Source organism: Streptomyces sp. CA-288835 (assembly GCF_050936385.1).
Lineage (GTDB): Bacteria > Actinomycetota > Actinomycetes > Streptomycetales > Streptomycetaceae > Streptomyces.
Window position 1 is genome coordinate 6,821,672 of sequence record NZ_JBNJMW010000001.1, and the last position, 26,150, is coordinate 6,847,821.

25 protein-coding genes and 1 pseudogene are annotated in these 26,150 nt (G+C 70.4%); 15 read left to right on the plus strand and 11 right to left on the minus strand.

Annotated features, from left to right (window positions below):
* The first annotated feature begins 6 nt into the window (after window positions 1-6).
* Window positions 7-705, plus strand: a complete 699-nt coding sequence (locus ACQEVY_RS30945; RefSeq protein WP_432952655.1) for a class I SAM-dependent methyltransferase — start codon at window positions 7-9, stop codon at window positions 703-705.
* A 188-nt stretch (window positions 706-893) separates the two neighbouring features.
* On the opposite strand, the gene ACQEVY_RS30950 is transcribed toward ACQEVY_RS30945, so the two are convergent.
* Entirely contained in the window at window positions 894-1,754 is an 861-nt protein-coding gene (locus ACQEVY_RS30950; protein ID WP_432952656.1) for a DUF1963 domain-containing protein, read from the minus strand.
* A 459-nt stretch (window positions 1,755-2,213) separates the two neighbouring features.
* Between ACQEVY_RS30950 and ACQEVY_RS30955 the strand changes: the two genes are divergently transcribed.
* From ACQEVY_RS30955 to ACQEVY_RS30965, 3 genes are read left to right on the plus strand one after another with little or no spacing between them, the layout of a single operon-like run.
* Window positions 2,214-2,960, plus strand: a complete 747-nt coding sequence (locus ACQEVY_RS30955; protein WP_432952657.1) for an ABC transporter ATP-binding protein — start codon at window positions 2,214-2,216, stop codon at window positions 2,958-2,960.
* Window positions 2,957-4,213 (plus strand): DUF7224 domain-containing protein, encoded by a 1,257-nt coding sequence (locus tag ACQEVY_RS30960; protein ID WP_432952658.1) that lies wholly within the window; start codon window positions 2,957-2,959, stop codon window positions 4,211-4,213. Before ACQEVY_RS30955 ends, ACQEVY_RS30960 begins: the two co-directional genes overlap by 4 nt.
* Window positions 4,210-4,764, plus strand: a complete 555-nt coding sequence (locus ACQEVY_RS30965; RefSeq protein ID WP_432952659.1) for a hypothetical protein — start codon at window positions 4,210-4,212, stop codon at window positions 4,762-4,764. Before ACQEVY_RS30960 ends, ACQEVY_RS30965 begins: the two co-directional genes overlap by 4 nt.
* Window positions 4,765-4,864: 100 nt before the next feature.
* On the opposite strand, the gene ACQEVY_RS30970 is transcribed toward ACQEVY_RS30965, so the two are convergent.
* Together ACQEVY_RS30970 and ACQEVY_RS30975 are read right to left on the minus strand one after the other, a co-directional pair.
* A complete protein-coding gene (locus tag ACQEVY_RS30970; RefSeq protein WP_432955488.1) occupies window positions 4,865-5,059 on the minus strand; it encodes a DUF397 domain-containing protein in 195 nt (64 codons plus the stop codon).
* A gap of 40 nt (window positions 5,060-5,099) precedes the next feature.
* A pseudogene (locus tag ACQEVY_RS30975) lies at window positions 5,100-5,567 on the minus strand (DUF5753 domain-containing protein); the annotation flags it as partial.
* Window positions 5,568-5,760: 193 nt separating this feature from the next.
* Between ACQEVY_RS30975 and ACQEVY_RS30980 the strand changes: the two are divergent.
* Entirely contained in the window at window positions 5,761-6,345 is a 585-nt protein-coding gene (locus ACQEVY_RS30980; RefSeq protein WP_432952660.1) for a hypothetical protein, read from the plus strand.
* A 68-nt stretch (window positions 6,346-6,413) separates the two neighbouring features.
* Here ACQEVY_RS30980 and ACQEVY_RS30985 read toward each other — a convergent pair whose 3' ends face one another.
* Entirely contained in the window at window positions 6,414-7,523 is a 1,110-nt protein-coding gene (locus ACQEVY_RS30985) for a mechanosensitive ion channel family protein (RefSeq protein ID WP_432952661.1), read from the minus strand.
* Window positions 7,524-7,812: 289 nt separating this feature from the next.
* Here ACQEVY_RS30985 and ACQEVY_RS30990 point away from each other — a divergent pair, with 289 nt between their 5' ends.
* A complete protein-coding gene (locus ACQEVY_RS30990) occupies window positions 7,813-8,349 on the plus strand; it encodes an HNH endonuclease (protein ID WP_328771555.1) in 537 nt (178 codons plus the stop codon).
* Between the two features lie 238 nt (window positions 8,350-8,587).
* On the opposite strand, the gene ACQEVY_RS30995 is transcribed toward ACQEVY_RS30990, so the two are convergent.
* The 3 genes from ACQEVY_RS30995 to ACQEVY_RS31005 are packed head-to-tail and all read right to left on the minus strand — an operon-like array spanning window position 8,588 to window position 11,183.
* Window positions 8,588-9,919 (minus strand): FtsX-like permease family protein, encoded by a 1,332-nt coding sequence (locus ACQEVY_RS30995; RefSeq protein WP_432952663.1) that lies wholly within the window; start codon window positions 9,917-9,919, stop codon window positions 8,588-8,590.
* Window positions 9,920-9,954: 35 nt separating this feature from the next.
* Window positions 9,955-10,653, minus strand: a complete 699-nt coding sequence (locus ACQEVY_RS31000) for an ABC transporter ATP-binding protein (protein ID WP_432952664.1) — start codon at window positions 10,651-10,653, stop codon at window positions 9,955-9,957.
* On the minus strand, window positions 10,650-11,183 hold the full coding sequence (locus ACQEVY_RS31005) for a PadR family transcriptional regulator (protein ID WP_432952665.1): 534 nt from the start codon (window positions 11,181-11,183) through the stop codon (window positions 10,650-10,652). The genes ACQEVY_RS31000 and ACQEVY_RS31005 overlap by 4 nt, the downstream gene beginning before the upstream one ends.
* 245 nt (window positions 11,184-11,428) lie before the next feature.
* Here ACQEVY_RS31005 and ACQEVY_RS31010 point away from each other — a divergent pair, with 245 nt between their 5' ends.
* The 3 genes from ACQEVY_RS31010 (at window position 11,429) to ACQEVY_RS31020 (ending at window position 14,497) form a co-directional block, all read left to right on the plus strand.
* Entirely contained in the window at window positions 11,429-11,713 is a 285-nt protein-coding gene (locus ACQEVY_RS31010; RefSeq protein ID WP_432955490.1) for a hypothetical protein, read from the plus strand.
* The gene (gene malQ / locus ACQEVY_RS31015) at window positions 11,713-13,845 is read left to right on the plus strand and encodes a 4-alpha-glucanotransferase (protein ID WP_432952666.1); all 2,133 of its coding nucleotides are present in this window, start codon (window positions 11,713-11,715) and stop codon (window positions 13,843-13,845) included. Before ACQEVY_RS31010 ends, malQ begins: the two co-directional genes overlap by 1 nt.
* 352 nt (window positions 13,846-14,197) lie before the next feature.
* Window positions 14,198-14,497, plus strand: coding sequence for a hypothetical protein (locus tag ACQEVY_RS31020; protein ID WP_432952667.1), 300 nt, complete (start codon window positions 14,198-14,200; stop codon window positions 14,495-14,497).
* 97 nt (window positions 14,498-14,594) lie between these two features.
* Here the strand turns inward: ACQEVY_RS31020 and ACQEVY_RS31025 are convergent, their stop codons facing one another.
* On the minus strand, window positions 14,595-15,188 hold the full coding sequence (locus ACQEVY_RS31025; RefSeq protein WP_432952668.1) for a TetR family transcriptional regulator: 594 nt from the start codon (window positions 15,186-15,188) through the stop codon (window positions 14,595-14,597).
* 144 nt (window positions 15,189-15,332) lie between these two features.
* Here ACQEVY_RS31025 and ACQEVY_RS31030 point away from each other — a divergent pair, with 144 nt between their 5' ends.
* Window positions 15,333-16,808, plus strand: coding sequence for an FAD-dependent monooxygenase (locus tag ACQEVY_RS31030; protein ID WP_432952669.1), 1,476 nt, complete (start codon window positions 15,333-15,335; stop codon window positions 16,806-16,808).
* On the opposite strand, the gene ACQEVY_RS31035 is transcribed toward ACQEVY_RS31030, so the two are convergent.
* Window positions 16,792-17,310: a MarR family winged helix-turn-helix transcriptional regulator gene (locus ACQEVY_RS31035; protein WP_432952670.1), complete on the minus strand. Its 519-nt coding sequence runs from the start codon at window positions 17,308-17,310 to the stop codon at window positions 16,792-16,794. The two genes, ACQEVY_RS31030 and ACQEVY_RS31035, sit on opposite strands and share 17 nt — an antisense overlap.
* Window positions 17,311-17,514: 204 nt before the next feature.
* Here ACQEVY_RS31035 and ACQEVY_RS31040 point away from each other — a divergent pair, with 204 nt between their 5' ends.
* Both ACQEVY_RS31040 and ACQEVY_RS31045 read left to right on the plus strand, forming a co-directional pair.
* Window positions 17,515-18,540 carry an EamA family transporter gene (locus tag ACQEVY_RS31040; protein ID WP_432952671.1) on the plus strand — a complete coding sequence of 342 codons (1,026 nt, stop codon included), beginning with the start codon at window positions 17,515-17,517 and terminating at the stop codon, window positions 18,538-18,540.
* A gap of 103 nt (window positions 18,541-18,643) precedes the next feature.
* Window positions 18,644-19,909, plus strand: coding sequence for a M14 family zinc carboxypeptidase (locus ACQEVY_RS31045; protein WP_432952672.1), 1,266 nt, complete (start codon window positions 18,644-18,646; stop codon window positions 19,907-19,909).
* A gap of 78 nt (window positions 19,910-19,987) precedes the next feature.
* Here ACQEVY_RS31045 and pepN read toward each other — a convergent pair whose 3' ends face one another.
* Window positions 19,988-22,567 (minus strand): aminopeptidase N, encoded by a 2,580-nt coding sequence (gene pepN / locus ACQEVY_RS31050; RefSeq protein WP_432952673.1) that lies wholly within the window; start codon window positions 22,565-22,567, stop codon window positions 19,988-19,990.
* 123 nt (window positions 22,568-22,690) lie between these two features.
* Here pepN and ACQEVY_RS31055 point away from each other — a divergent pair, with 123 nt between their 5' ends.
* On the plus strand, window positions 22,691-23,167 hold the full coding sequence (locus ACQEVY_RS31055; RefSeq protein ID WP_432952674.1) for a DUF1203 domain-containing protein: 477 nt from the start codon (window positions 22,691-22,693) through the stop codon (window positions 23,165-23,167).
* Window positions 23,168-23,564: 397 nt separating this feature from the next.
* Here ACQEVY_RS31055 and ACQEVY_RS31060 read toward each other — a convergent pair whose 3' ends face one another.
* The gene (locus ACQEVY_RS31060) at window positions 23,565-24,581 is read right to left on the minus strand and encodes an aspartate-semialdehyde dehydrogenase (protein ID WP_432952675.1); all 1,017 of its coding nucleotides are present in this window, start codon (window positions 24,579-24,581) and stop codon (window positions 23,565-23,567) included.
* A 195-nt stretch (window positions 24,582-24,776) separates the two neighbouring features.
* On the opposite strand from ACQEVY_RS31060, the gene ACQEVY_RS31065 reads away from it, so the two are divergent.
* Window positions 24,777-25,337 (plus strand): sigma-70 family RNA polymerase sigma factor, encoded by a 561-nt coding sequence (locus ACQEVY_RS31065; RefSeq protein ID WP_432952677.1) that lies wholly within the window; start codon window positions 24,777-24,779, stop codon window positions 25,335-25,337.
* 1 nt (window position 25,338) lies between these two features.
* A complete protein-coding gene (locus ACQEVY_RS31070) occupies window positions 25,339-26,142 on the plus strand; it encodes a hypothetical protein (protein WP_432952678.1) in 804 nt (267 codons plus the stop codon).
* Window positions 26,143-26,150 lie beyond the last annotated feature (8 nt).

Below are 26,150 nucleotides of genomic sequence, written 5' to 3' on the forward strand. Positions count from 1 at the left end.
CGACCCATGGCTGGCGAGGACGAAGCGCTTGTGGACCAAGGCCTTCCGGACGAAGCCCTGCTGGCGGAACAGCGGGCCTACTACCGGGCCAGAGCGCAGGAGTACGACCGGGTCTATGCCGAACGCGAGGACCTACGGAACCTCCTGGCCGCCATCGACGAACTCCCCATCACCGGCGACGTGTTGGAGCTGGCCTGCGGAACGGGCCAGTGGACCGGCGCCCTCGCCGAACGCGCCCACTCGGTGACCGCGCTCGACGCGGCGGCCGAGACGCTGGACATCGCGTGCGCCCGCGTCACATCCCCCAACGTCCTGTTCACCCAGGCCGACGTCTTCACCTGGCACCCGTCGCGCCGCTACGACACGGTCTTCTTCGCCTTCTGGCTCTCCCACGTCCCGCCGTCGCGACTGCCCGCTTTCTGGAACACGGTCCGTGAGGCGCTGGCCCCGCACGGCAAGGCGATCTTCATCGACGAGGGTCCGGGGGAGGCCTGGCGCGAGGAGGCCGCCGCCGACGGCCAGCCCGGCTCGGTGGTGCTGCGCCGCCTGGACGACGGCAGCCGGCACCGGGTCGTGAAGGTATTCCACGAGCCGGAGACCCTGACGGGTGACCTCGCGGCGCTGGGATGGTCGGCCGATGTACGGCTGGTGGGCGGCCGGAGCTTCATCGTGGGCGTGGCGGAACCGGTGGGGGAGCGGGGCTGACGGGGACGGACCTGCAGCGGGGGTGACGGGGGCGGACCGGCAGCGCGGGCGGCGGACCGCCGCCGCGTCCGGCCGCCACAACGACGGTGTCCGGGCCCACATGCGCGACGTGGGTCAGGCGATGCCGGCCCGGATGCCGCACGGGCTCGCGCCCGCCCCGCCCTGACCCGTCCCGTCCCAGGCGCAGGTCAGGGGTTCCAGAACACGCTGGTGAACGCCCGGTCGAAGCGCTGCGCGGCCAGATCCTCGCGCTGGATCACCCAGTGAACGGTGGCACTCTCCCAGCCCTCCACATCCATACCGGCCTGCCAGTCGGCCAGTAGCACCCAGTCCGCGACATCACCCGAAACCGGCCCGTCCCACCCGCCCGCTTCCGCCGCTCTCACAGCCCTGGACACGGCAACGGCGACCGGATCGATGTAAACGGCCTCCTCATCGGCGTACCCCCCGATCTGCAACGGCCCCTCGGGCGCGATGTCGCCACGGACGCTCTCCCAGACCGCGACGAGTTCCTCGGCCCGGGGATGCCCGGGAATTGGCACGCTCCTCGCCTCGCCGAGGACTTCGACCGCCTGATGGTGAGGCAGCGACACATTGACCGTCGCCCGCAACGGCCCCTCCGGAAACGCCTCGAACATCGCCTCCTCATCCTCGAAGTCGTACGCGTTCCAAGCATGCCGATCCCGCTCCACCACGGCCGAGCCGACCGGGACGTACACCACACTGCCCATGCTCTCGGCATCGTCAGCGCTCTCAGGAAAGGCGAACAGCAGCAGCTGCCCGTCGCGAGGCAGGCCCAGATCCGTCGCACCGTCGGGCAACGCCGCGAGATCGACGGAGGCAACGAAGGGATGCTCGGGGTCCGGCACCTCGGCCGGCAGCAGCAACGGCCCACCGAACCGCCCCACAACCGGCCCGTCCCCGTCCCGCCCCAGCGTCGCGCAGGGCCGGGCGACGGCCAACCACCGCTCCACGTCCTCGCCCGGTATACCCCGAGCAACCGCCTTGCCACGAAAGGCACTTAACCGTTCCCACATCTCAGGAGTCATGCCCAAACCGTAGAGGCAGGCACTGACATAGCGACTCCCAAGCGGTGACGTGCGGCCGAGGAGCCGCCTGGTTCCGGGTCCCGGCAAACCCGGAGTGGCGTAGCTGCCCCAACCCGCAGCTACCGCGTCCGGCGCCACTGCATGCGCGACACATCCCTGAACTGACCGTTCATATACGAGATTTGGTCAACAAGTTGACTGAAATCCATCAGGTGGTGATCTTGTGTCTGACATGTCCATACACTTCCGGACGTTCATGCCACCCCTCACCGAAAGGCATCAGCCACGCGTTCCCGTCGCTGGTTCGACAACGGTGGCTCAACCAACATCAAGTTCACCGGCCGCTCCGACGACGGCTCGGACAGACTCGTCAACGTCACCCTCCGCAAGGACCGGGTCGGTCCCGCCCCGACCCGTGGGTGCGGCCGGACGGTCGGCCGTGCCACGAGGAAACCCTCCATGCCCCTGAACTATCAGTCCTGCACCTTCCGCTACACCGCCAGGTCACGCCTCGTGCTCAACCAGCTCAACCTGAACTTCTCACCCGGCCACACCGTCCTCCTCGGCCCGAACGGCGCAGGGAAAAGCACCCTGCTCACCCTCGGCGCCAGCGCCTCCACGCCGCAGGCAGGCCGAATCCGCTACGGGGACCTCGACCTTGGCAACCGCAGGCATGTGCGGACCTACCGCCACAAGGTTTCCTGGCTGCCGCAGCGCCCAGGATTCCTCCCCGGGATGACGTGCAGAGAACATGTGGCATACGTGGGCTGGCTCAAGGGCATGCGGGAGCGCGACGCCTGGAATGCCGCACCCGAGGCCATCGAGCGCGTCGGCCTGACCGACAAGCTCAACAACAAGATCAAGACACTCTCCGGCGGACAGCAGCAGCGCCTCGCCATCGCGCAAGCCCTCGTCCATGACGCCGAAGTACTCCTTCTCGACGAACCCACCGTCGGGCTCGACCCCCACCAGCGACGCCGCTTTCTCGACCTGCTGATCTCCCTGCGCGGCACGGTCCACGTCATCGTTTCCACGCACGACATCGGCGACCTGGACCAGGCTTTCGACGAAGTCGTCGTCCTTGAAGCGGGCCGTTCCCGCTTCAAGGGGACGGTCAAGGAATTCGCCGGCCACCACGCATCGGACTGCGTGCCAGGACGCCAGTTTGAAAGTGCCTACGCGGCGCTCCTGGAGGCAACTGAATGACCATCACCTGGGCAAGCCTCCGCGCCTCGGCCGCACCGTGGCTGGTCCTGCCCGCCCTGATCTACATCGGCCTGTACATCGGCGACGTCACCTACACCGCTCCCTCCCACTACGGTGTGGAATCCGGCGAGACAGCCGCCTTCGCCATGGCAGTCATCGCTCCGGCCGCCGCCGGCGCCACCGCGTGGGAAGCAGGCCGACACCGCCTCCTGGGCGCCCTCGGCACTACCAGCCCCCGCAACCCTGTCGTGCAGCTGCTGCGAGCCGTCACGCCCGCCCTGATCCTCTACCTCGTTCTCGTTGTCGCCGCGCTCGTGCTCGCCCGCAACGCGACAGGCGTATGGCCCGGTGGTGCCGGATGGCTCGCCGTGGCCCACCTGATTGTTCTCCCCCTCGGCTGGACGGTCATCGGCTGGTGCGCCGGACGCGCGCTTCCCGGCAGCATCGCCGCCCCGCTCGTGGCCATCGGCTGCTGGGCCTGGCTCGCCATGCCGCACTCCTTCACCAACCCCTCCCTACGGCACCTGGGAGGTTTCATCCACGGCGGTTCCACCGTCACCGACATCCTCGACCCCGCCGTCTACCTCGTCCCCTGGGGTGTCGTCGCCGGTCTGGCCGTCGCCGCGTGGCTTTTGACCAGCCCACACCGGCGCGGTCTCAAGGCCACGATCGGCGCCGTGACCGCAGCAGCGACCCTCATCACCGGCTACCTTGCCGTGTCCGACTGGACATACGAGGCCCTCACTCATGCCCGTACGGTCACCATGTCCTGCACCGGACAGGCCCCCAGAGTGTGTGTGCCGCCGGAGTACCAGCCGTATGCCGAGCAGCTGCGCCGAGACGCCATAGGACCGATCGACGATCTGAAGGCCGCCGGCGTTCCCGCCCCTCAGGAGCTGCGCATCACCTCTGCCACTACACCGCTCAAGCCAGGCACTTGGCCGCTGTACTGGTCGCTTCCCGCTCTCCATGAGCAAGCCTCCCAGGAGCGGTACGAGGCTGATCTCGCTGAATCAGCCGTAGCCGGTGTGGCCGCCACCGCTGGTGTGCGCGACTGCTGGCAGCCCGGCTCTCCCGCAGCCGCCTGGGCAGCACTCGTCATCGGCCTCGACACGCAATCCGTCCAGCAGGCGATGGTCCCCGCCGAATGGACAGAACTCCAGAAGGTCCGCCAGATGCCCGCCGCGGACCAGGCCGACTGGTTCAAGCAGCAGGCCACCAGCCAGGACCACTGCATCCGGGTGGGCGCGTGAACCGATACGCGCTGACGGTACGCCGCTGGTGGGCCGTCCCTCCCACCCTCGCCGTGATCGTGGTCGTGTGCTGGGCGGTGGGCACCAGCGAGGTTCCCATTCCGAGCCTGGTCGGCGGGATGGACGGTGCACGCCTGGAGTACTTCACCCCGATCCTGGCCGTCGTCGCCGTCATGTACTGCATGGAACGCCGGCTCCAGGAGGCGGAACGGACAGCGGTCGTACCCATCCGCCGCCTCGACAATGGCGCCGTCGTCCTCACCGTAGGTCTCGCACACGCGGCTGGAGTGCTGGTCGGGATGGACGTCGCCCGCAACATCACGCTCCTCCTCGCTGTTGCTCTCCTCGTACGGCGTGTGGCCAACGAAGCGGCGGCGGCAGCTTCCGGCATGGCGCTCCTCATCGGTACTCTGATCGCCGGCCGCACCTACCAGCCCGGCAGCTCCGCCACGCACACCTGGTGGGCGCTGCCCCTATACCCGGCTGGAAGCACGACCGCATGGCTGATCACGGTTGCCGTGTTCGCTCTCGCCCTGCTAGCCAGCACTTGACGGCTCAGTGGCGGCGGGGGCCTGAAGCGGAGCGTCAGCCACTGCGCAGCCCCCTGAGTTGCCGGAGTGCGCGCCATGGCCGGATTCCCGGCGAGCCGACTTAGGCCGAGCAACGGGTCATACGAGGGCACGATGTCGTGAAGTGAGCCCAGGCCTCCGGGGTGAGGCGAAGTATCGGGCCGTCGGGGTCTTTTGAGTCGCGGACGGCGATGGTGTGGGGGATGTTGCGGGCAACTTCGACGCACTCCCCGCCGGACGTGCTGTAGCTGGACTTCACGAAGTCGAACTCGGGCAAGGCCTACATCCATCTCCTGACGGATGCTGTCGATCAGCTGGACGGCGTCGTGCTGAGCGAGGCTCAGGCGGGCCGTACGGTCGAAGTACTGGCTGTACTTGGCGCTGTCGTCCTCGTTCTCCACCCACACGGTAGACGTGATGGCGTCCACGTGGACCACGTCCACGGCCTCGGTTTCGGCGAACGAGATGATATTGAACGCGCCACCGACGCAGGGGTGTCCACCCGTGCGGTAGGGGAGTACTTGCAACCTGATGTTCGGCAACTTGGCCACGTTCAGCAGGTGTTCGAGCTGTGCTCGCATCACGTCAGGGCCGCCGACCAGTTGGCGTAGCGCCGCCTCCCAGATGACGGCGTACACCTGAAGCGGACGCTCGCCGTGCAGGCGTTCCTGGCGTCGCATGCGGACCTCGACGATGCGCTCGATCTCGTCCGGGTCCTCCCAGACGTCGTCGCTGACAGCCAGCGACCGGGAGGTCTGCGGCTGGCCAACGAGATCGCCGTACATGCGTCCATGGTCTTCCTAGAGAGGGCCGCCCGGACCGGGACCCGGCATGCGGGCCGAGAGCCGGGGGCTGCTGATGCTCACCTACCTCACCCATGTGCGTGGAGAGCGGATCGTCATCCACGCAAGCCGACGTCCTGCGAGCCCTGGCGGTGGTACGGGAGGGGTCCCGACGCATCGGGGCAAGGCTTGTGGCATGGATGAGGATGCGAGGGCTGACAAGAAGCCGACGAAGCCGGAGGAATCGGAGCTGCTGCCAGTCTGGTGGGGGTGCGTCGTTGTGCCGTGCCTGGTGCTGGTCGCCCTGGTGATGGTTGTCGGGGCGATCCTCCAGATCCTGGCCACGGCGAACGCCAAACTTGTCCACACAGGAGGCCCTGCCCCGGAGACCGAGTTCAGCTTCCGTCACGTGGGCGCCGGTCTCACCGACAACAAGCGCTACACCTTCAGCTGGCGGGTGCGCGACAGCCTCGAAAGCACCCTGAGCGTCCGGGGGACGGTCTCCGTGCCCCACCTCCGCCGCGTCGACGACGTGTCGGGCGCGCTGACCGCTTACGTCCCGGCGGGCTGCTCGGACCGCGCGATCCGGTGGCAGATCACCGTCAACGGGCGGGAGGCCGACGCCGGTACCTTCCAGGGGCAGCGGGCGTACGTGATCCCCACCGACTACTCCTCGGACGGTGACCTGGACACTGTCGTGATCGCCGCCGACTGGGACGGCGGCACCGAGGCGTGCCCCCGCTTCCGGCTGGTGTGGGACACCAAGGCGCTGGAGCCGTAGCCCGCCAACGACGCGGCGCCCGGAATCCTCCGGGCGCCGCCGTCCTCGTAAAAGGCAAGTCCAAGCCGCTACTTCGAGACGTTCGGTGAAGCCGAACCCGCGGGCGATGCCGAAGCCGCCTGTGCCGGTGTGAGTGGCGTAGCCGCCTGGGCCTGTGGTGAGGACGTGTTCGCGTACGCCGAGGGAGGGGCCATGCCTGCCGTCGGGTCGGTGGACGAGGAATCGGTGTCCGGCTGGAGGGGGAGGCCGCCCACGATCTGGATGCCGGCCGCGTCGAAGGCGTTCTTGATGCGCCAGCGGAGTTCGCGTTCTACGGAGAGGGCCTTGCCGGGCATCGTCTTGGCCGAGACTCGGACGACCATCTGGTCGAGGAGGACGCTGTCCAGGCCCAGGACCTCGACCGGGCCCCAGAGGCGCTCGTTCCAGGGCTCGTCCTTGCTCATCTCCTCGCCCACCGCGAGCAGGGTGCGCCGGACCTTCTCCAGGTCCTCGTCGGGGCGGACGGTGACGTCGACGCCGGCTGTGGACCAGCCCTGGGAGAGGTTGCCGATGCGCTTGACCTCGCCGTTGCGGACGTACCAGATCTCGCCGTTGTCGCCGCGGAGCTTCGTCACGCGCAGGCCTACCTCGATGACCTCGCCGGAGGCGACGCCCGCGTCGACCGTGTCACCTACGCCGTACTGGTCCTCCAGAATCATGAAGACGCCGGAGAGGAAGTCGGTCACGAGGTTGCGCGCGCCGAAACCGATCGCCACACCCGCCACACCGGCCGAGGCCAGCAGCGGGGCCAGGTTGATCTGGAACGTGCCGAGGATCATCAGCCCGGCCGTGCCCAGGATCAGGAAGGACGCCACCGAGCGCAGTACCGAACCGATCGCCTGGGAACGCTGACGGCGGCGCTCGACGTTGACGAGGAGACCGCCAAGGGCGGTGCCGTCGACGGCCTGGGCGGTGCGGTTCATGCGGTCTATCAGCTTGGTGATGGCCCGCCGGATCATCACTCTCAGGACGCCCGCGATCACGATGATCAGCAGGATACGAAGCCCGATGCTGAGCCACGTCGACCAGTTCTGCTCCACCCAGCTCGCGGCCTCGGTCGCGCTTTCCTGGGCGTCCTGGAGCGATGGAGCCGAGGGTTCGTCCGAGGGCTCGGCGATCGACAGGACGGACAAGAACACGGCAGGAACCTCCAGGCGTAGCGGTCCGCCCGCGGCATGGGGGTCACAAGAGGGTCACCGGACGGGCAGACTCAACACACTATCGGGGCACCATGTGTGGATCGCCGCAAAGTTCGAGGGAGAGACTGTGCTCACCTGGGGATGAACGCGAAGAAGTGAAAACGGTGTGGTCGAAAACACTCCCAGCCCGTTACCGGGACATGGTGGCGCTTCCACCAGGCATGAGGGGAGACTGGCTGCAGATCGTCCCGGCGCGAGCCACGCGCCGCCGGCGTACAAGGAGGCATCCGTGCCGCATGTCCTGGTCCTCAACGCGTCGTACGAGCCACTCGGCGTCGTACCGCTCCGCCGCGCGCTCGTCCTCGTCCTCGAGAACAAGGCTGTCTGCCTCGAGGAATCCGGCGCCTTTATGCATAGTGCAACCGTTACTGTCCCCGCACCCAGCGTGGTCCGGCTGAAGAGGTTCGTACGGGTCCCTTACCGGGGGCCCGTTCCGCTGACCCGTCGCGCGTTGTTCGCCCGCGACGGGGGCCGGTGCATGTACTGCGGTGGCGTCGCAACCAGCGTCGACCACGTCATCCCGCGCTCCCGCGGGGGTCAGCACGTCTGGGACAACGTGGTGGCGTCCTGCCGCCGCTGCAACCATGTGAAGGCCGACCGCCATCTCTTCGAGATCGGCTGGCGCCTGCGACACAAACCGGCTCCGCCGTCTGGGCTGGCCTGGCGCATCATCGGGACCGGGCATAGGGATCCGCGCTGGCTGCCGTACTTGCAACCGTACGGCGCGGATGACGCCATGGCCCGGATCGATGGCATTTCTGCCTGACGATCCGGGCCTTCGTATTGGCGTGGCGCGGTGCGTCGATACGGGCCTCGGCCAGCCGACCGGCCCGTTCAGAGCTGTACGGCTGTACGGCTCTGAACTGCGGCGTTACGGCTCTCCGGGAAGTCCCCTCGTGCCTCCCGGAGAGCCGAGTCACTGCCCCGCACCCCTTCAGGGGCGCGGGGAACTGCGCGACCAGCCACGACGGACCCGCAGTCGAACTGCAACCCGAGCGGAGCGCCTACGCGTACCGCAGCTCCCCCGGCTGCACCACCCGCCTCAGCAGCGGCAGTGCCGTCGCCGCCGCGAGGAGGCAGGACGCGTACACCATCGCTGGGAACAGCAGCGGCAGCAGGAGTGGGACGGAGGCTTTCGCCACGATCCCGTACGCGAGGTACACCGCCGTGCCGCCGAGGCCCGCGAGGAGCATCGCCGGGGCCAGTGGCAGTGCCGTCTCCAGGAGCAGGGCGCGGCCGAGTACCGCTTGCGGGACCCCGGCGGCGGCCTGGGCGGCGAGGCCGTGGCGGCGGGTGGCCAGTGACTCGGCGGCGCCTACGGCGAGGCCGCTCAGGGTGATGGTCAGGGCGAGCAGGACGGCGGCGGCCGTGAGGTTGATGCCGGTGGTGTAGAAGGCCATGTTCTCGACGTGGCGGTCCGCGTTCAGGTCGTCGAGCAGCAGCTGCCGTATGCCCAGGAAGCTCACGCCCACGATGGTCACCAGGAGTACGGCGGCGTGGGTGCGTGCGGCGGCCCAGGGGTCGGTGCGCAGGCGCTCGGCCGCGATCAGCACCGCCGGATTGTCGGTCCGCGCGGCGAGCCACCGGCCCATGAGCTTGGCCGTGCCCCCGGAAATGGCGACCGAGCCCACCGCGGTCAGCGTCACCGCGCCGAGCGCCGCCAGCGGGAACGCGGCGTAACTCAAGTCTCGGCCCCCCTTCAGGACCAGAGTGGCCCCGGCGCCCACCAACAGCGTGGGTACGCCCAACGTGAGCAGGGCACTCGCGCCGCGCTCCGGCCGCACCCGGCGTACCCACCCCAGCGGCGAGGCCACCACCCGGCGCAGCGCGAGAACGCTCACCAGCGCGGCGACGACGGGTACGACCAGCGTCGCCCCGGCGAAGGCGGCCCACAGCCACAGCGGAGGCCGGTCCCACAGGAGCAGCACCGAAGGTATGCAGACCGCCGCGGCGACAACCGAGCCCAGCAGACAGGCAAGGCCCGCCTCCAGGGCCGCGATACGCCGCACCTGCGGGGCCGTCGCCCCGACCAGGCGCAGCGAGGCCAGCCGCCGGTCCCGGTGCACGGCACCGATCCGCGCACACTGCGCGAGGAACCCGAGCACCGGCACCAGCAGGAGCAGCAGCGCGGCGACCACTCCGTGACGTACTCCCGGCTCATCCAGCAGCCCGTTGAGATACGGGAACTCCACGTTTCCGCGCACCGCGCCGATCCCGAGCGCCGCGAGCCCGAAGGCGGTGGCGAGCGCGGCTCCCACCGCGGTCAGCAGCACCCGCAACCACTCGCGCCGATCGGACCCGCGCGTGAGCTGCCAGGCGAGCCGGAGATCGTCCATGACCCGAGCCTTCTCTGAGGCTCTCACCGGGGCGCTCACTGGGCCACCTCCAGATCCGCAGACGAGTCCTCGATGACGCCGTCTCGCAGCCGGATCTCACGGTCCGCGTACGCCGCGACCTGGTGGTCGTGCGTGATGAGCAGCACCGTCGTGCCCGTCTCCTGCGCGGTGTGCACCATCGCCGTCATCACCTGCTCGCTCGCGAGGGAGTCGAGCGCGCCGGTCGGCTCGTCGGCGAAGACGATCTTCGGGCCGGTCACCAACGCCCGTGCCATCGACACCCGTTGGGCCTGCCCGCCGCTCATCTCACCCGGCCGCTGCTCCTCCTGGCCGCGTACGCCGAACCGTTCCATCCACTCGCCCGCCCGCTGGTGCGCCTCGGCCCGCCCCGCTCCCGCGAGCATCAGCGGCAGTGCCACGTTGTCGATCGCGGTCAGTTCCGGGATGAGCTGGCCGAACTGGAAGACCACCCCGAACTCCGTACGCCGCAGCTCGCTGAGTCGCTTGTCCGGCAGCTGGTCGAGGCGCTGCCCCGCGTAGACGACCGAGCCCTCGTCGGGGCGGACGATCCCGGCCAGGCAGTGCAGGAGCGTGGACTTTCCGCTGCCGCTGGTGCCGGTGACGGCGAGGATCTCGCCGGCGCGCAGTTCGATCGTGGCGCCGCGCAGCGCCTGCGTTTTGCCGTGCGCCTTGGCGAGGGCGCGGGCTGCCAGGAGCGGCACTTCGTTGCTCATGCTGCGTCGACCTCCGCGGTCAGGGTGGTGAGCCGGGCGGCGGTGGTGGTCATCCAGCGCAGATCGGCGTCGAGATGGGACAGGGCGTAGTCGGCTGACAGGACCGTCGCGAGATCGGCGCCCGTGGCGGTCTTGACCGCCGTGAGCTGCCGCATCCGCTCCATGTGCGCGGCGCGCTGGGCGCGCAGGTAGCCGGCCGGGTCCGTCGAGGCGAGGATCGCGCAGACGACCTTGGCGAAGATCTCGTTCGCCACGAAGGGCGCGGGCGGTGTGATCTCGCCCGCCCACTTGGCCAGTTCACGCGCTCCTTCGGCGGTCGACCGGTACCGCGTCCGCTCCGGGCCGCCGGCGGAATCGGTGCCGTCGACCTCGGCGAGGCCGTCGCGGACCAGGCGTTGCAGGGTCGTGTAGACCTGCCCGTAGGCCAGCGGACGGGCCTGCGGGAAACGTTCGTCGTGCCGTCGCTTGAGGTCGTAGCCATGGCTCGGCCCACCGGCGAGCAGCCCCAGCAGGATGTGGCGGGTGCTCATGCGGACCAGTATGCACTGGATATATGTACTGAGTGAATAGTCGGTCGTGAAGTCCAGGGCGTGACATCTGTCCGGCATCAGGAAATCCGTCCGGGATGCGGCCCGGCAGAAAGTTCCTCGGTTGTGCACCGGATCCGGGAGAGAATGTGAACACCAACACGTTCACCACTCGTATACGTCTGTCGTCGCGCCCGCTGGGTATGGGGCCCCTGACCCGCCGTTCCGACTTCTTCAAGGAGGCCAGCATGGCCGCACCGGCACCGCTTCTGCTCTCGGCCCTTTCCAAACACCCGGAAGACCGCCTCGAGGACCCCTCCAAACGCCTGGCGGGCCTGCCCGCCGACCCCGACCTGCACCTTTGCGTCTTCAGCGCCGAGAGCTCCTGTGCTGAGGCCCCGCTGACCAGTGAGCCGCCGCTGCCCGACGCCGCCCCCCTCACCAGCGAGCCGCCCCTCGCCGATGCCGCCCCTCTGACGAGCGAGCCCACCTCCACGGGTGCCGCCGCCGGCCTGGACTTCCCGGGGGTCTGATGCCGCTTTCCCGGCTCGCCGAGCTGCACGGCGTCGCCACTTCCTACAGCCCGTCCCCGGACCGTACGGTCCCGGCTTCGGAAGCCGCGCTGATCGCCGCGCTCGGCGCGCTGGGCGTGGACGCCCAGACACCGGAGGCCGTCGAGAGGTCGCTCGCGGCGCGCGAGAGGGAGCTTCGGGAGCGGCTGCTGCCGCCGACGGTGGTGTGCTGGGGCGGAGCCCCGGCCACGAGCGGCGAGCGGGAACCCGCGGCGGACGACCCCGCGCCCACCGCCCGGGCCGGGCGCCCGACGCGTGGCCCGCTGCCCGCCGCGCTCACCGAACTCCCCGCGGGCACCCGCCTGCGCATCCGCACCGAGCAGGGCGAGACCCGCTCCTCCGCCGAGCAACTCCCGTCCGGCGTCCACGAGTTGGAGGCCACCGCCCCCGACGGCCGCACCGCTCAGGCCCACCTGGTGGTCGCCCCGTCCCGGCTGCCGACGCCGCCGGGACGTACGTACGGACTGCTCGTCCAGCTCTACTCCCTCCTCTCCCGCCGCTCCTGGGGCATGGGCGACCTCGGGGACCTCGCCGAGCTGACGGCCTGGGCCGGGCGGGCGCTCGGCGCCGGATTCGTGCAGGTCAACCCCCTGCATGTGGCCGTGCCCGGCGACCCCACCGACCCCTCCCCGTACCGTCCCTCCTCGCGCCGCTTCCCGGACCCGGTGCATCTGCGCGTCGAGGACATCCCGGAATTCGCGTACGTCGAGGACCGCGACCGCGTTCGTACGTTGCTGGAGCGGGCCGACCGGCTGCGTGAATCGGTGCTCCACAAAGGCGCGTTGATCGACCGCGACGCCGTATGGGAACTCAAGCGCGAAGCCCTGGAGCTCGTACGCGAGGTGCCGCTCGGGCCCGGACGGCGCGCCGCCTACTGCGACTTCCTCGCCGAGGAGGGCGAGGCCCTCGAGGACCACGCCACCTGGTGCGCGCTCGCGGAGCGATACGGCTCCGACTGGCACAACTGGCCGACCGGCCTGCGCGATCCCCGCTCGCCCGAAACCGCCCGCGCCCGGGCCGAGTTGATGGACCGCGTCGACTTCCACAGCCGACTCGTCTGGCTCACCGACAGCCAGCTCGCCACCGCCCAGCGCAGCGCGCGCGACGCGGGCATGCCCGTCGGACTCGTGCACGATCTCGCGGTCGGCGTGCATCCCGGCGGCGCCGACGCCTGGGCGCAACAGGAGTACTTCGCGGCGGGCATGACCGTCGGCGCGCCCCCCGACGCCTTCAACGCCCGCGGCCAGGACTGGAGCCTGCCCCCCTGGCGCCCCGACCGCCTCGCCGACTCCGGCTACGCCCCCTACCGCTACCTCCTGCGCGCCCTGTTCCGGTACGCGGGCGCGCTGCGCATCGACCACGTCATGGGCCTGTTCCGGCTCTGGTGGATCCCGCAGGGCGAGGCGCCGACGGAGGGGACGTACGTCCGTTACGACGCCGAAGCCATGCTCGCGATTCTCGTACTGGAGGCCTGGCGGGCCGGAGCGCTGGTCATCGGCGAGGACCTCGGCACCGTCGAACCGGGCGTCCGCGACACCCTGCACGAGCGAGGGGTCCTAGGCACGTCCGTGCTGTGGTTCGAGCGCGACTGGACCGGGGACGGTCAGCCCCTGCCCCCCGAACGTTGGCGCGCCGACTGCCTCGCCACCGCCACCACCCACGACCTGCCCCCCACTGCGGCCCGCCTCACCGGCGACCACGTCGAACTCCGCGACAACCTGGGTCTGTTGACCCGCCCCCTGGAGGAGGAGCGAGCCGAGGCCGCCGCGGACGCGGGGGAGTGGCTGACCCTGCTGGCCCGCCTAGGCCTCCTGGACGGCCTGGGCGGCACAGACGCAGCCTCGGAGGAGTCCGAAATCCAGGCCATCCACCGCTTCCTGCTCCGCACCCCCGCCCGCATGATCGGCATCTGGCTCCCCGACACGGTGGGCGACCGCCGCCCCCAGAACGTCCCCGGAACCTGGAACCAGTACCCGAACTGGCGCCTACCGATCGCGGACGCGGAGGGCCAGCCGGTGACGCTGGAGGAACTGGCGGCTTCGCCGAGGCTGCATGCGCTGCTTGACGTGGTGAGGGGGAGGGAGCCCCTTTAGGGGCGCGGGGCTGTATCCATTTGCGGCTCCGCCGCGTGGGCGCGACCAGCCACGACGCACCCGCAGCCGCGACACAACGTGTCACCTCACCCCGGTAGGCGCCCCGTCAGGGGCGCGGGGAACTGCGCGACCAGCCACAACGCACCCGCAGCCGCGACACGAAGTGTCACCCCGCCCCGGTAGGCGCCCCACCCACCCGCGGCGGTGGGCGCACCACCCAACCCCGAACCCACCCACCCGCCGGAGGCAGGGGCCTGGGGGCGGCAGCCCACAGTTTCGGGAAGGGGCGGGGCTGGGGAAAGAAACCCACCCCGGCCAAGCGCCCCAGCGCCCCGTTAGCTACCGTGGTCCCGTGGACAAGAAGAACGCCCTGCGAGCCGGCACCCTGGCAGCCGGCACGACGCTGATGCTGCTGCTCATGTCGTCCCCCGCCCTCGCCCTGATCCCCGACGACGGTGACGACCCCGGCCAGGGCCTGAGCGTCGTCGAGACGCTGGGCCTGTACGTCGTGGCGCCGATCGCGCTGTTCGCGGTAATCGCCGGCCTGGTCATGGTCCTGGACAGGTCGACGGACCGCCAGCCAAAGCCGAAGCCCGGCGGCAAGGCGCAGGGCAGGATGCAGGGCGAGGACCAGGTGCAGGCCTCCTCCTGACCTCGGTCCTCTCCGAGTTTTCTGTCGAGGGCGCCGTCCTCGCATACGTACGCAGGTTTCGCGGTACGTGGGCGAGGACGGCGCCCTCGACGTGTTCTCACCGGAGGGGCACTTCCGGGTGGGGCGCGGTGAGGTAGCGCTGGAGGGTCGGTCCCAGCCAGGCCAGGATCTCCTCGCGATGCAGGGCGGCGGCGGGCGGGAATTTCAGGACGTACCGGGTCAGGGCCATCCCGAGCACCTGTGACGCGCAGAGCGCGGCCCGGGCCGGGGCCTGCTCGGGGTCGGGGCAGACGCGCATGACCACCGGCAGCAGCTGCTCCTTGAAAATGTTCTGCATGCGCTCGGCCCCAGCCTCGTTGGAGACGCCGACCCTCAGCAGCGCGGTGAGAACCTCGTTCCTCTCCCACATGTCCAGGAAGTGCTGGGCGAACATCCGGCCGGCCTCCTCCTTCGGCACCTTGTCCGGCACCGGCATCCGCAGGTCGACGTCGATCGCCGCCGCGAACAGGCCCTCCTTGTTGCCGTAGTAGCGCATCACCATCGATGGATCGATGCCCGCGTCCCGGGCGATCGCGCGGATGGTGGCCCGCTCGTAACCGTCGGCCGCGAAGCGTTCGCGAGCCGCGGCAAGGATGGCGCCACGGGTCGCATCAGAGCGCCGCGCCTGCGGAGAAGCGGTGTTGTCAGCCATGCCAACGAGCGTAGGCCAACATCTGTAGGCCAACAAGTGTTGACGTCGACGGATATCCCGTCCTACATTGCCAACAAGCGTTGACCAACAAGCGTTGACCAAATAGGCGTTGATCATTCGGCGTTGGCATCCCAGGAGGCCTCAATGAGCGGCACCACTGGCACCACCAGCACCACGAACTCCGTCATCGTCGTCGGCTCCGGCCCCACCGGCCTGCTGCTGGCCGGCGACCTCGCCACCGCCGGCATCCCGGTCACCCTCGTCGAGAAGCGACCGCAGAAGATCAGCAACCTCTCCCGCGCCTTCGCCGTCCACGCCCGCACCCTGGAGCAGTTCGACTCCCGAGGCCTGGCCGACGAGCTCGAGGCCAAGGGCCAGCCCGTCGATCGCCTCCGCCTCTTCGGGCGCCTCGACATCGCGCTCGACACGCTGCCCTCGCGCTTCAAGCACCTGCTCGTCCTCCCGCAGTACGAGATCGAGACGGCGTTGCGGCGGCGGGCGGTCGAGGCGGGGGTGCGGTTCGCGTACGAGACCGAGGTGACCGGCCTGGTCCAGGACGAGGACGAGGTCACGCTCCGGGTGCGCGGGCCCGGCGGGGAGGCGGAGGAGCTGCGTGCCGCGTACGTCGTCGGGGCGGACGGGATGCGCAGCGCCGTGCGCGAGTCGATCGGGCTGCCGTTCCCCGGGCGTTCGGTGATCCGTTCCGTGGTCCTCGCCGACGTCAAGCTCGCCGAGGAACCCCCGACGCTGCTCACCGTCAACGCCGTCGGCGACGCGTTCGCCTTCCTCGCGCCCTTCGGTGACGGCTACTACCGAGTGATCGGCTGGCACCGCGGCCGTAACGTCCCCGACAGCGAGCCCCTCGACCTCGACGAGGTCAAGGAGATCACCCGGCTCGCCCTCGGCCGTGACTACGGCATGCACGACGCCCGCTGGATGTCCCGCTTCCACAGCGACGAGCGGCAGGCGCCCGCCTATCGCGTGGGCCGCGTGTTCCTCGCCGGGGACGCCGCGCACGTGCACACCCCCGCCGGTGGCATGGGTATGAACACCGGCCTCCAGGACGCCGCGAACCTGAGCTGGAAGCTGGCGGCCACGCTCAAGGGGTACGGTCCCGCCGACCTGTTGGACACCTACCAGGCCGAACGCCACCCCGTCGGCAAGGCGGTGCTCCGCAGCAGCGGAGGGATCGTGCGGCTTGCGATGGCCAAGCGGCCCTGGACGCTCGCGGCCCGCGCGCTGCTCACCTCCTTCCTGAACAAGGTCCGTCCGGCGCGCGAGCGGATGCTCGGTCAGGTCACCGGAATCGGCTTCGCCTACCCGGCACCGCGTGGCGCCCACCCGATGACCGGCCGACGCGTCCCGGACGTGGCACTGCAGAACGGCCGGCTCTACGAAGCTCTGCGCGGCGGCAGGTTCGTACTCATCACCTCGGCCGACACCGCCGGTGCACCCGCCGGTGTCGACACCGACGCCCGCAAGGTCCGGCTCACGGTGGCCAGTTGGGCGAGCGACCGGCGTACGACGCTGCTGGTGCGCCCCGACGGATACGCGGCCTGGGCGGCGGAGTCGGCGACTGCGGAGGAGATCGAGAAGGCGCTGGCTACGGCTGTGGGTTGACCGATCCGGCGAGCAACTGACGCAACAGGTCGGCCAGTTGGCCGGACTGTTCTTCGTCGAGCGCCGACAGCGCCTCCGTCTGGAGGGCGAGCCCGGCCTCGACCGCGTCGTCGATCATCGCAAGGCCCTTGTTCGTGAGCGTGACCTGGAGGGCGCGGCGGTCGTGGGGGTCGGGGGACCGGCGTAGCAGACCGGCCCGTTCCAGCTTGTCGAGCCGCCCTGTCATGCCCCCGGTGGTCAGCATCAGCGACTCCGAGAGCCGGCGGGGCGAGAGCGTGTACGGGGCGCCGGACCGCCGGAGCGTGGCCAGTACGTCGAACTCGCCGCGCGAGATCCCGAACCGGGCGTACGCCTTCTCCATCCGGTCGCCCACGGTCCGGGCGAGCCGCCAGACGCGGCCGAACACCTCCATCGCGGCGGTGTCCAGGTCGGGCCGTACGACGGCCCACTGGTCGATGATCGCGTCGACGGCGTCCCGGGAGGGCTTGGGCGTGCTGCTCATGGGGCGAGTATCCCGTGTCGGGTCGGTCACTCGCAAGAAAGTAGCTTGACGGAAAGTAGCTTAGCGCTAAGCTATTTACTTGCGGCCCGCCCTCCGACGGGGGGAGGGCGGGCCGCAGGCCAAGTCGAATCGCCGCCCGCCATGCCACCCGCCTTGCTGCCACCCCCGCATTCCACCGCCCCGCTGCCGCCCCTGGAGCCGGTCATGAACCGCCCCATCGCCAGCCCCACCACCCTCGCCGCCGCCCCCCTCCTCACCATCGCCCTCACCGCCCTGGCGCCCATCTCTTGGGGCACCACCTACGCCGTCACCACGGAGTTCCTGCCGGCTGACCGCCCCCTGTTCACCGGCCTGATCCGGGCTCTGCCCGCCGGACTCGTCCTGCTCGCCGTCGCCCGCAAGCTGCCCAGCGGCGTCTGGTGGTGGAAGGCGGCGGCCCTCGGCGCGCTGAACATCGGTGCCTTCTTCCCGCTGCTCTTCCTCTCCGCGTACCGCCTGCCCGGCGGCCTTGCGGCGGTCTTCGGCTCCGTCGGCCCGCTGTTCGTCGCGGGCCTCGCGGCGCTGCTGCTCGGCGAGCGCCCGACGGTCCGTACGATCCTCACCGGCATCGCGGCGGCCCTCGGCGTCAGCCTCGTCGTGCTGAAGGCGACGGGGGCGCTGGACGTCATCGGGATCGCGGCGGCCCTCGCCGCAACCGCGTCGATGTCCGCCGGGACGGTGCTTACCAAGAGGTGGGGGCGGCCGGAGGGTGTGGGCCCGTTGGCGCTCACCGGTTGGCAGTTGACCGCGGGCGGCCTGCTGATCGCTCCGCTCGCGCTGCTCGTCGAGGGTGCCCCGCCCGCGCTCGACGGCCGGGCGATCGGCGGCTACCTCTACCTCGCGCTGGCCAACACAGCGTTGGCGTACTGGCTCTGGTTCCGCGGCATAGGCCGCCTAGCCGCCACCCAGGTCACCTTCCTCGGCCCACTCTCCCCCCTGACCGCGGCCGCCGTCGGCTGGGTGGCGCTGGGCCAGTCGCTCGGACCCCTGCAACTGGCAGGCATGGCACTGGCGTTCGCGGCGACGGTGGCGGGGCAGCTCGGCCCGCGGACGGTCGGGGGCCGACTCGGACCGCGTACGAAGCAGCCCGGACAGTCGACGCCGCCCGCCGCCCCGGCCCCGCCCCGAACCCCGGCACCAGCGCCCCAGCCACCCCAAAGCCCCCTCCGCTCCCCAAGACCGCGCCCTTGACTCCCTGACGCGGCACATTGAGCCTTGACGAGGCGGTGGTCCACCGGACCCCATCGGCCGTCATGAACGCTCGACATCCGTGCGGAAGTGAGGAGTTGGGGGCGTGATCCTCGCTGTCGACGAGCTGACACGTGCGGCGCGGGCGATGGTGGTGGCCCGGCCCGGGGTGGTGCGGTTGTGGAGCGCCGGGGAGTCGCGGGCCGGGCGCCAGCTCTGGGTGCTGTCGGTCGGGCGCGGCGAGCGGCAGGTGCTCGCCGTGGCCGGGGCGCATGCCAATGAACCCGTCGGCGGGGTGTCCGCGCTCGCCATGGCCGAGGAACTCGTACGGGACCCGGGTGTCCTCGAAGTGTGGGGCTGCACCTGGCATTTCCTGCTGTGCCTGGATCCGGACGGCGCCGCCCTCGCCCAGTGCCGGTTCGCCGAGCGGCCCACCCTGGAGGCGTACTACCGGGGCTTCTACCGGCCCTCCTTCGCCGGTCAGCCGGAGTTCCCGCCCATCGAGGCCGATCCGCGTCCGCCCCTGCCGGAGTCCCGAGCGCTCATCCGGCTCCTCGACGAGCTGTGTCCCGTCGTGCAGTTCTCGCTGCACGGCGTCGAAGCAGGCGGATCGTTCCTGCAACTCACCCGTCCCGTGCCCGGCGCGCCCGACGCCTTCCGTGCGGTGGCGGCCGAGCTCGAAATCCCCCTGGAATACCGGCCGTTCGACGGATCGGGCTGGTTCGTGGACAGTCCCGGCGTGCTCGTACGACCCGACGGCAGCCCGGCCGACGAACGCGACCCGTCCGGCTACACCTCCCGCTCCACCTGGACGTACCCGCTGCGGCACGGCACCGTGTCGGCCGTCGTCGAGGCGCCCCTGTGGAGCGTGGCGGCCGTGAGCGACCCGAGCCGCGTCGCCGATCCCGGGCGGGAGATCGACCGCGCCTCGGAGATCCTGCTCAGCCGTTCCAAGCAACTGGAGGAAGTACTCGGCCCGTTGGCCGACCGGCCACCCCGTGACACCGCCCGGCTGCCGTTCTACACGGCCGCCCGCGAACTCATGGACATAGGCCCCGGCGTGGTCGCCACCTGGACCACACACGACGCCCGCGGCCTCGGCGACGCCGAACTCGCCACCACCGTCGGCAACTCCGTCTCCCTCGGCATCGCGGCCCGCCGCATCCCGCTGCGCGCGGCAGCGATGATGCGCGGCGCCTTCAGCGAGGCGGCGACCGGTACGCCCGCCATCGAGGCCCTCGATGCCCTGGTCAGCGACTGGAGCCGCGAGCTGGCCGCCACCTTCGAAGCTCGCTGGGTGCCGGTCCACCGCCAGACCGCGCTGCACACCCGCACCATGCGCAGGCTGGCCCAGCAGCTCCTGGGCACGTGAAAGGACCCGCGTGGATACGTGAAAGGGGGCGCCCGATACGACACCGGGCGCCCCCATTCGCGTACGGACTGGTACGGACTACTCCTGCTCGGAGGCCGCGTCCGCAGCCTGCGCCCTCAGCGCGCGCTCCACGCCCGAGCGGGACTCCGAGATCAGCCGGCGCAGCGCCGCGCTGGGTTCGGCGGAGGCGAGCCAGGCGTCCGTACGGTCCAGGGTGTCCTGGGAGACCTGTACGGACGGGTAGAGGCCGACCGCGATCTGCTGGGCCATCTCGTGGGAGCGGGAGTCCCAGACGTCCTTGACCGCCGCGAAGAACTTCTCCGTGTACGGGGCGAGCAGTTCGCGCTGGTCGGTCTGGACGAAGCCGCCGATCACCGCTTCCTGCACGGCGTTCGGGAGCTTGTCGGACTCGACGACCGAGGCCCAGGCCTCCGCCTTCGCCTCCTCGGTGGGGCGGGCGGCCCGCGCGGTCGCCGCGTGGCGCTCACCGGCGGCCGTCTTGTCCCGCTCGTACTCGGCGGTGATCTCCGCCTCGTCGAACCGGCCCGTCGCCGCGAGCCGCTGCACGAAGGTCCAGCGCAGCTCGGTGTCCACGGCCAGCCCCTCGATGGTCTCGCTGCCGCTGAGCAGCCCCTCCAGGAGGTCCAGCTGCTCCGCCGTACGGGCCGTCGCCGCGAAGGCGCGCGCCCAGGCCAGCTGGTGGTCGCTGCCGGGCTCGGCCGCGCGCAGGTGCTCGAGCGCGGCCACGGTCCAGCGGGTCAGGCCGGTGTCGCGCCAGGCCGGGGCCGCGTACAGGTCGAGGGCCAGCTTCACCTGGCGGTGCAGCGACTGCACGACGCCGATGTCGGACTCCTTGCCGATGCCCGACAGGACCAGGGAGAGGTAGTCGCGCGTGGCGAGCTCGGCGTCGCGCGTCATGTCCCAGGACGACGCCCAAGACAGGGCGCGGGGGAGGGACGCCTCGAAGTCGCCGAGGTGCTGTGTGACGGCGGCGAGCGACTGCTCGTCGAGGCGGACCTTCGCGTACGAGAGGTCGTCGTCGTTGAGGAGTACTACGGCCGGGCGGCGCTTGCCCACCAGCTGCGGGACGGCGGTCAGTTCACCGTCCACGTCCAGCTCGATGCGCTCGTCGCGCAGCAGCTTGCCGCTGTCGTCGTCCAGGTCGTACAGGCCCACCGCGATGCGGTGCGGGCGCAGGGTCGGCTCGCCCTTCGCGCCGGCCGGCAGTGCCGGGGCCTCCTGGCGGATCACGAAGGACGTGATCACGCCGGCGGCGTCCGTCTCGATCTCCGGGCGCAGGATGTTGATGCCCGCGGTCTCCAGCCACTTCTGCGACCAGGTCTTCAGGTCGCGGCCGGAGGTCTCCTCCAGGGCGCCGAGCAGGTCGGACAGGCGCGTGTTGCCGTAGGCGTGGCGCTTGAAGTACGCCTGCACGCCCCGGAAGAACTCGTCCTCGCCGACGTACGCGACGAGCTGCTTCAGCACGCTGGCGCCCTTGGCGTAGGTGATCCCGTCGAAGTTGACGAGCACGTCGTCCAGGTCGCGGATCTCCGCCATGATCGGGTGCGTGGAGGGAAGCTGGTCCTGACGGTAGGCCCAGGTCTTCATCTGGTTGGCGAACGTCGTCCAGGAGTGCGGCCAGCGCGACTGCGGGGCGTAGGCCTGGCAGGCGGCCTCGGCGTAGGTGGCGAACGACTCGTTCAGCCACAGGTCGTTCCACCACTCCATGGTGACCAGGTCGCCGAACCACATATGGGCCAGCTCGTGCAGGATCGTGGAGGCCCGCATCTCGTAGGCGGCGTCGGTCACCTTCGAGCGGAACACGTACTGGTCGCGGATCGTCACCGCGCCCGCGTTCTCCATCGCGCCCGCGTTGAACTCCGGCACGAACAGCTGGTCGTACTTCTTGAACGGGTACGCGTAGTCGAACTTCTCCTGGAACCACTCGAAGCCCTGCCGCGTCACCTCGAAGATCGCGTCCGAGTCGAGGTACTCGGCGAGGGAGGGCCGGCAGTAGATGCCGAGCGGGACGGACTGCCCGTCCTTCTCGTACACGCTGTGGACGCTGTGGTACGGGCCGACGATGAGCGCCGTGATGTACGTGGACATCCTCGGCGTCGGCTCGAAGACCCAGGTGTCGTCCTTGGGCTCGGGCGTCGGCGAGTTGGAGATGACGGTCCAGCCGGTGGGGGCCTTCACGGTGAACTGGAAGGTGGCCTTCAGATCGGGCTGCTCGAAGGACGCGAACACGCGGCGGGCGTCCGGGACCTCGAACTGGGTGTAGAGGTAGGCCTGTTGGTCGACGGGGTCGACGAACCGGTGCAGGCCCTCACCGGTGTTGGTGTACGCGCAGTCCGCGACGACCCGCAGGATGTTGCGGCCCTCGAGCAGGCCCGGCAGGGCGATCCGGGAGTCCTTGAACACGTCGTCGGGGTCCAGCGGGTCCCCGTTGAGGGTCACCTCGTGGACGGTCGGAGCCACCAGGTCGATGAAGGACTCCGCACCGGTCTCCTCGACGTCGAAGCGCACCGTCGTCACGGACCGGTAGGTGCCTCCCTCCTGCGCGCCGGAGAGGTCGAGATCGATCTCGTACGAGTCAACGGTGAGCAGCTTCGCCCGCTGCTGCGCCTCTTCACGGGTCAGGTTTGTGCCAGGCACGCGGTCATCTCCTCGGTACACCTGAGTATGTGTGGGTTCGGCCATCCTTCCACGGGAGCTGCACGTAAGGCGATGTCGGATTCCCGCCGGAGCCCAGGCCGGGCAGGGGGCAGTCTGTCGTGCATGACCAGCCATCACGCACGCCCCATCGAACCGGCCACCCTGAAGGAACTCCGCTCCACAGACGACGCGGGCCGCCCGCCGTCCCCCTACGCGGACCCCGAGGGCGGAGCCCCCCTCCGCTGCTGCCTCCGCCGCAGCGAGCCCGGCGAGCCGATCGCCCTCGTCTCGTACGCGCCGCTGCGCCGTTGGGCGGCGGAGACGGGCGTCGACCCGGGGGCGTACGACGAACAGGGCCCGGTCTTCATCCACGCGGAGGAGTGCGGCGGTCCAGAGCTGAACGGCTACCCGTTCACGGGCGCCCACCGCACGGTGCGCCGCTATTCCGCAGACGGTCGCATCCTCGGCGGCTGCCTTGTGGAGCCGCCGGAGTCCTTCGAGTCGGCGTTCGCGGAGGCGTTCGTCGACTCGGAGGTGGCGCTGGTGCATGTCAGGGCGGTGGAGTACGGGTGCTTTCTGTACGAGGTGCGCCGGGGGTAGGTGGGGTTCTTTCCCCAAGCCCGCCCCTTCCCGAAGGCAAGGGGCTCCGCCCCCTGCACCCCCGCTGGGGCTGCCGCCCCAGGCCCCGATCGGCCTGAACGGCCTCGTCCTCAAGCTCCCCCAGCTACCTCCCCCAGCTACCGCTGGGGGTGCCCCCAGAGGTGCCCCCAGACGGGCTGATTGATGCTGGCCTTGGCTGCAAAGTGCAGCCAGGCAAAATTAGCCCCTTGGGGGTCCCCCCAGCGGTAGCTGGGGGAGTTTGAGGAGCGGGGGTCCGGGGGCTGGCCCCCGTAACGGGGTCCGGGGCGGAGCCCCGAAGGGGGTCTGGGGGCGTAGCCCCCAGCGGGGTCCGGGGCCGGCCCCGGGATGGGACGGGTAAGGGCGGCGGGGGCGAGAATCAGCCCCGCAGCTCCGCTGCCACCAGTTCCGCGATCTGTACCGCGTTCAGCGCTGCGCCCTTGCGGAGGTTGTCGCTTGAGACGAACAGGGCCAGGCCGTTCTCCACCGTTTCGTCGGTGCGGATGCGGCCTACGTAGGACGGGTCCTGGCCTGCGGCTTGGAGGGGGGTCGGGATGTCCGAGAGGGCGACCCCCGGGGCGCCGGCCAACAGCTCCGTTGCGCGCTCCACCGACAGCGGACGCGCGAAGCGGGCGTTTACCTGGAGGGAGTGGCCGGAGAAGACCGGGACGCGGACACACGTGCCGGAGACCTTCAGCGCCGGGATCTCGAGGATCTTGCGGGACTCGTTGCGGAGCTTCTGCTCCTCGTCCGTCTCGTTCAGGCCGTCGTCGACGATCGAGCCCGCCAGGGGGAGGACGTTGAAGGCGATGGGGCGCTTGTAGACCTGCGGCTCGGGGAAGTCGACCGCCGAACCGTCGTGGGTCAGCTTGTCCGCGTCCGCGATCACCTTCTGCGCCTGGCCGTGCAGCTCGGCCACGCCCGCGAGGCCGGAGCCCGACACCGCCTGGTAGGTGGCCACCACCAGCGCCTCGAGGCCTGCCTCCTCGTGCAGCGGCTTCAGTACGGGCATCGCGGCCATCGTCGTGCAGTTCGGGTTCGCGATGATCCCCTTGGGGCGGTTCACGATCGCGTGCGGGTTCACCTCGGACACCACCAGGGGTACGTCCGGGTCCTTGCGCCAGGCGGAGGAGTTGTCGATCACGACCGGGCCCTGCGAGGCGACCTTCTCGGCCAGCGCCCGTGACGTGGCGCCGCCCGCCGAGAACAGCACGATGTCCAGGCCGGAGTAGTCCGCCGTGGAAGCGTCTTCCACCGTCACACCGTCGAGTACCGACCCGGCCGAGCGGGCCGAGGCGAACAGGCGCAGCTCGGAGACCGGGAAGTCCCGTTCCACGAGGATCCTGCGCATGACCGTGCCGACCTGACCGGTGGCTCCGACGATTCCTACCTTCACGGCGACTCCCTCTACCTGTGCATGGCTGCGCGAAATGGGCGGCATTCCATCATGCGTCCCACCCCGGCCCGGCTGTCCAATCCTTTGTGCTCCTGCCCGAGGAGTGGGACGGTGTGCGCCCGCACGACGTGACGTACATCTCGGTCGAACGTTTTGGCCCGCACCGGCGTCGTAGAGGCAGGGCGAAGGGGAGGGGTGGCTGTGCTGCGCAGAAAAAGCCGCCGCGGCCAGGGGAGCGGCAGCCAGATGGGCCACGCTCCGGCGGACGATCCGCTGGACGCGGCCCAGGAACGCCGGGTGCGTGCGGTGCTCGCGCTCGGCGGCGTACCGCAGTCGGACCTGCCGGACGGGGTGCAGCAGGTCCGGCTGCGGCTCCTGGAGCGGGCCGCGAGCGGGGCGGAGGCGCCGCGCGACGTGTCCGCGTGGGCGGCGGTCGTGGCGTCGAACCTGGCGATGGACTGGCACCGGGCCAGGCGCCGCCAGGAACGTATCGGGGAACGCCTCGCCGCCCTGCGGCAGTTGGACCATGTGGACGCCTCGGGCGACGACACGAAGGTGCTCTCGCTCGCCGTCGCCCAGGGCCTGGACGAGCTGCCCGACGCCCAGCGGCAGATCCTCGTCCTGCGCTTCTACGCCGATCTGCCGGTCCGCGGCATCGCCGAGGAGCTCGGCATCCCGGAGGGCACGGTCAAGAGCAGGCTGCACACGGCGGTCCGCGCGCTGCGCGCCCGCCTGCACGAGGACGAGGTGGTGTGACGTGGCCGGATACGAGGCCGAAGGCGATGCGCGAACCGACGCGCTGCTGGCCGCGATCACCGACGAACCGCTGCCCCAAGAGGCCCTGGACGACCCGGAGTTCATGGCGGAACACCGGTCGGCGAAGGCGGACGTGGAGGCACTCCGCGAGCAGCTGATGTTCATGGGGGACGCCTTGGCTGCGGAGAGCGAGCCGTCGCAGGCGGAACCCGTGCCGGTCAGGACGGCGAAGCCCGCCAGGACGCCGAAGCCCGCCAAGCCCGCGCGATCATGGCAGCCCCGGCGCTATGCGGGCCTCGCCGTGGGCGCCCTCGTGATCGCCATGGGCACCACGCTGCTCGGCGGGCTCGTATGGCTCGGCGCACAGAACAGCGGCGGGGACGAGGCCGGCTCCGACGCCACCTCCAGCCGCGCCGAAAGCGATACCGCCGACGGTGCCGCCCCCGACGCGGCCGAGAAGCCGTTCTCACCCGAGCTGTACATCGCCTGCTCGAAGGTCCTCGTCCAAGGGACCGTACTGAGCGTCACGCGTCGTGACGACGGAGACGTACGGGTCGTACTGGAGGCGAAGCGCTACCTCCGGCCCGAGCAGACGGCGGCCGAACACCCGACCGTCGCCGTGAACCTGTATGACAGTGCGCGCGCGGACCTGAAGGTGGGCATCGACGCCCTGGTACGGGTGCCGGTCCACACGCAGGAACCGCAGGAGTGGAAGGTCGGCCCCGAGGCCGCCGAATTCAGCGAACGGCTCATCGACGCACTGCCCGGGGCGCACGGCCTGAAGTGCCCACCCCCGGAGGAGTGACCGAGGGA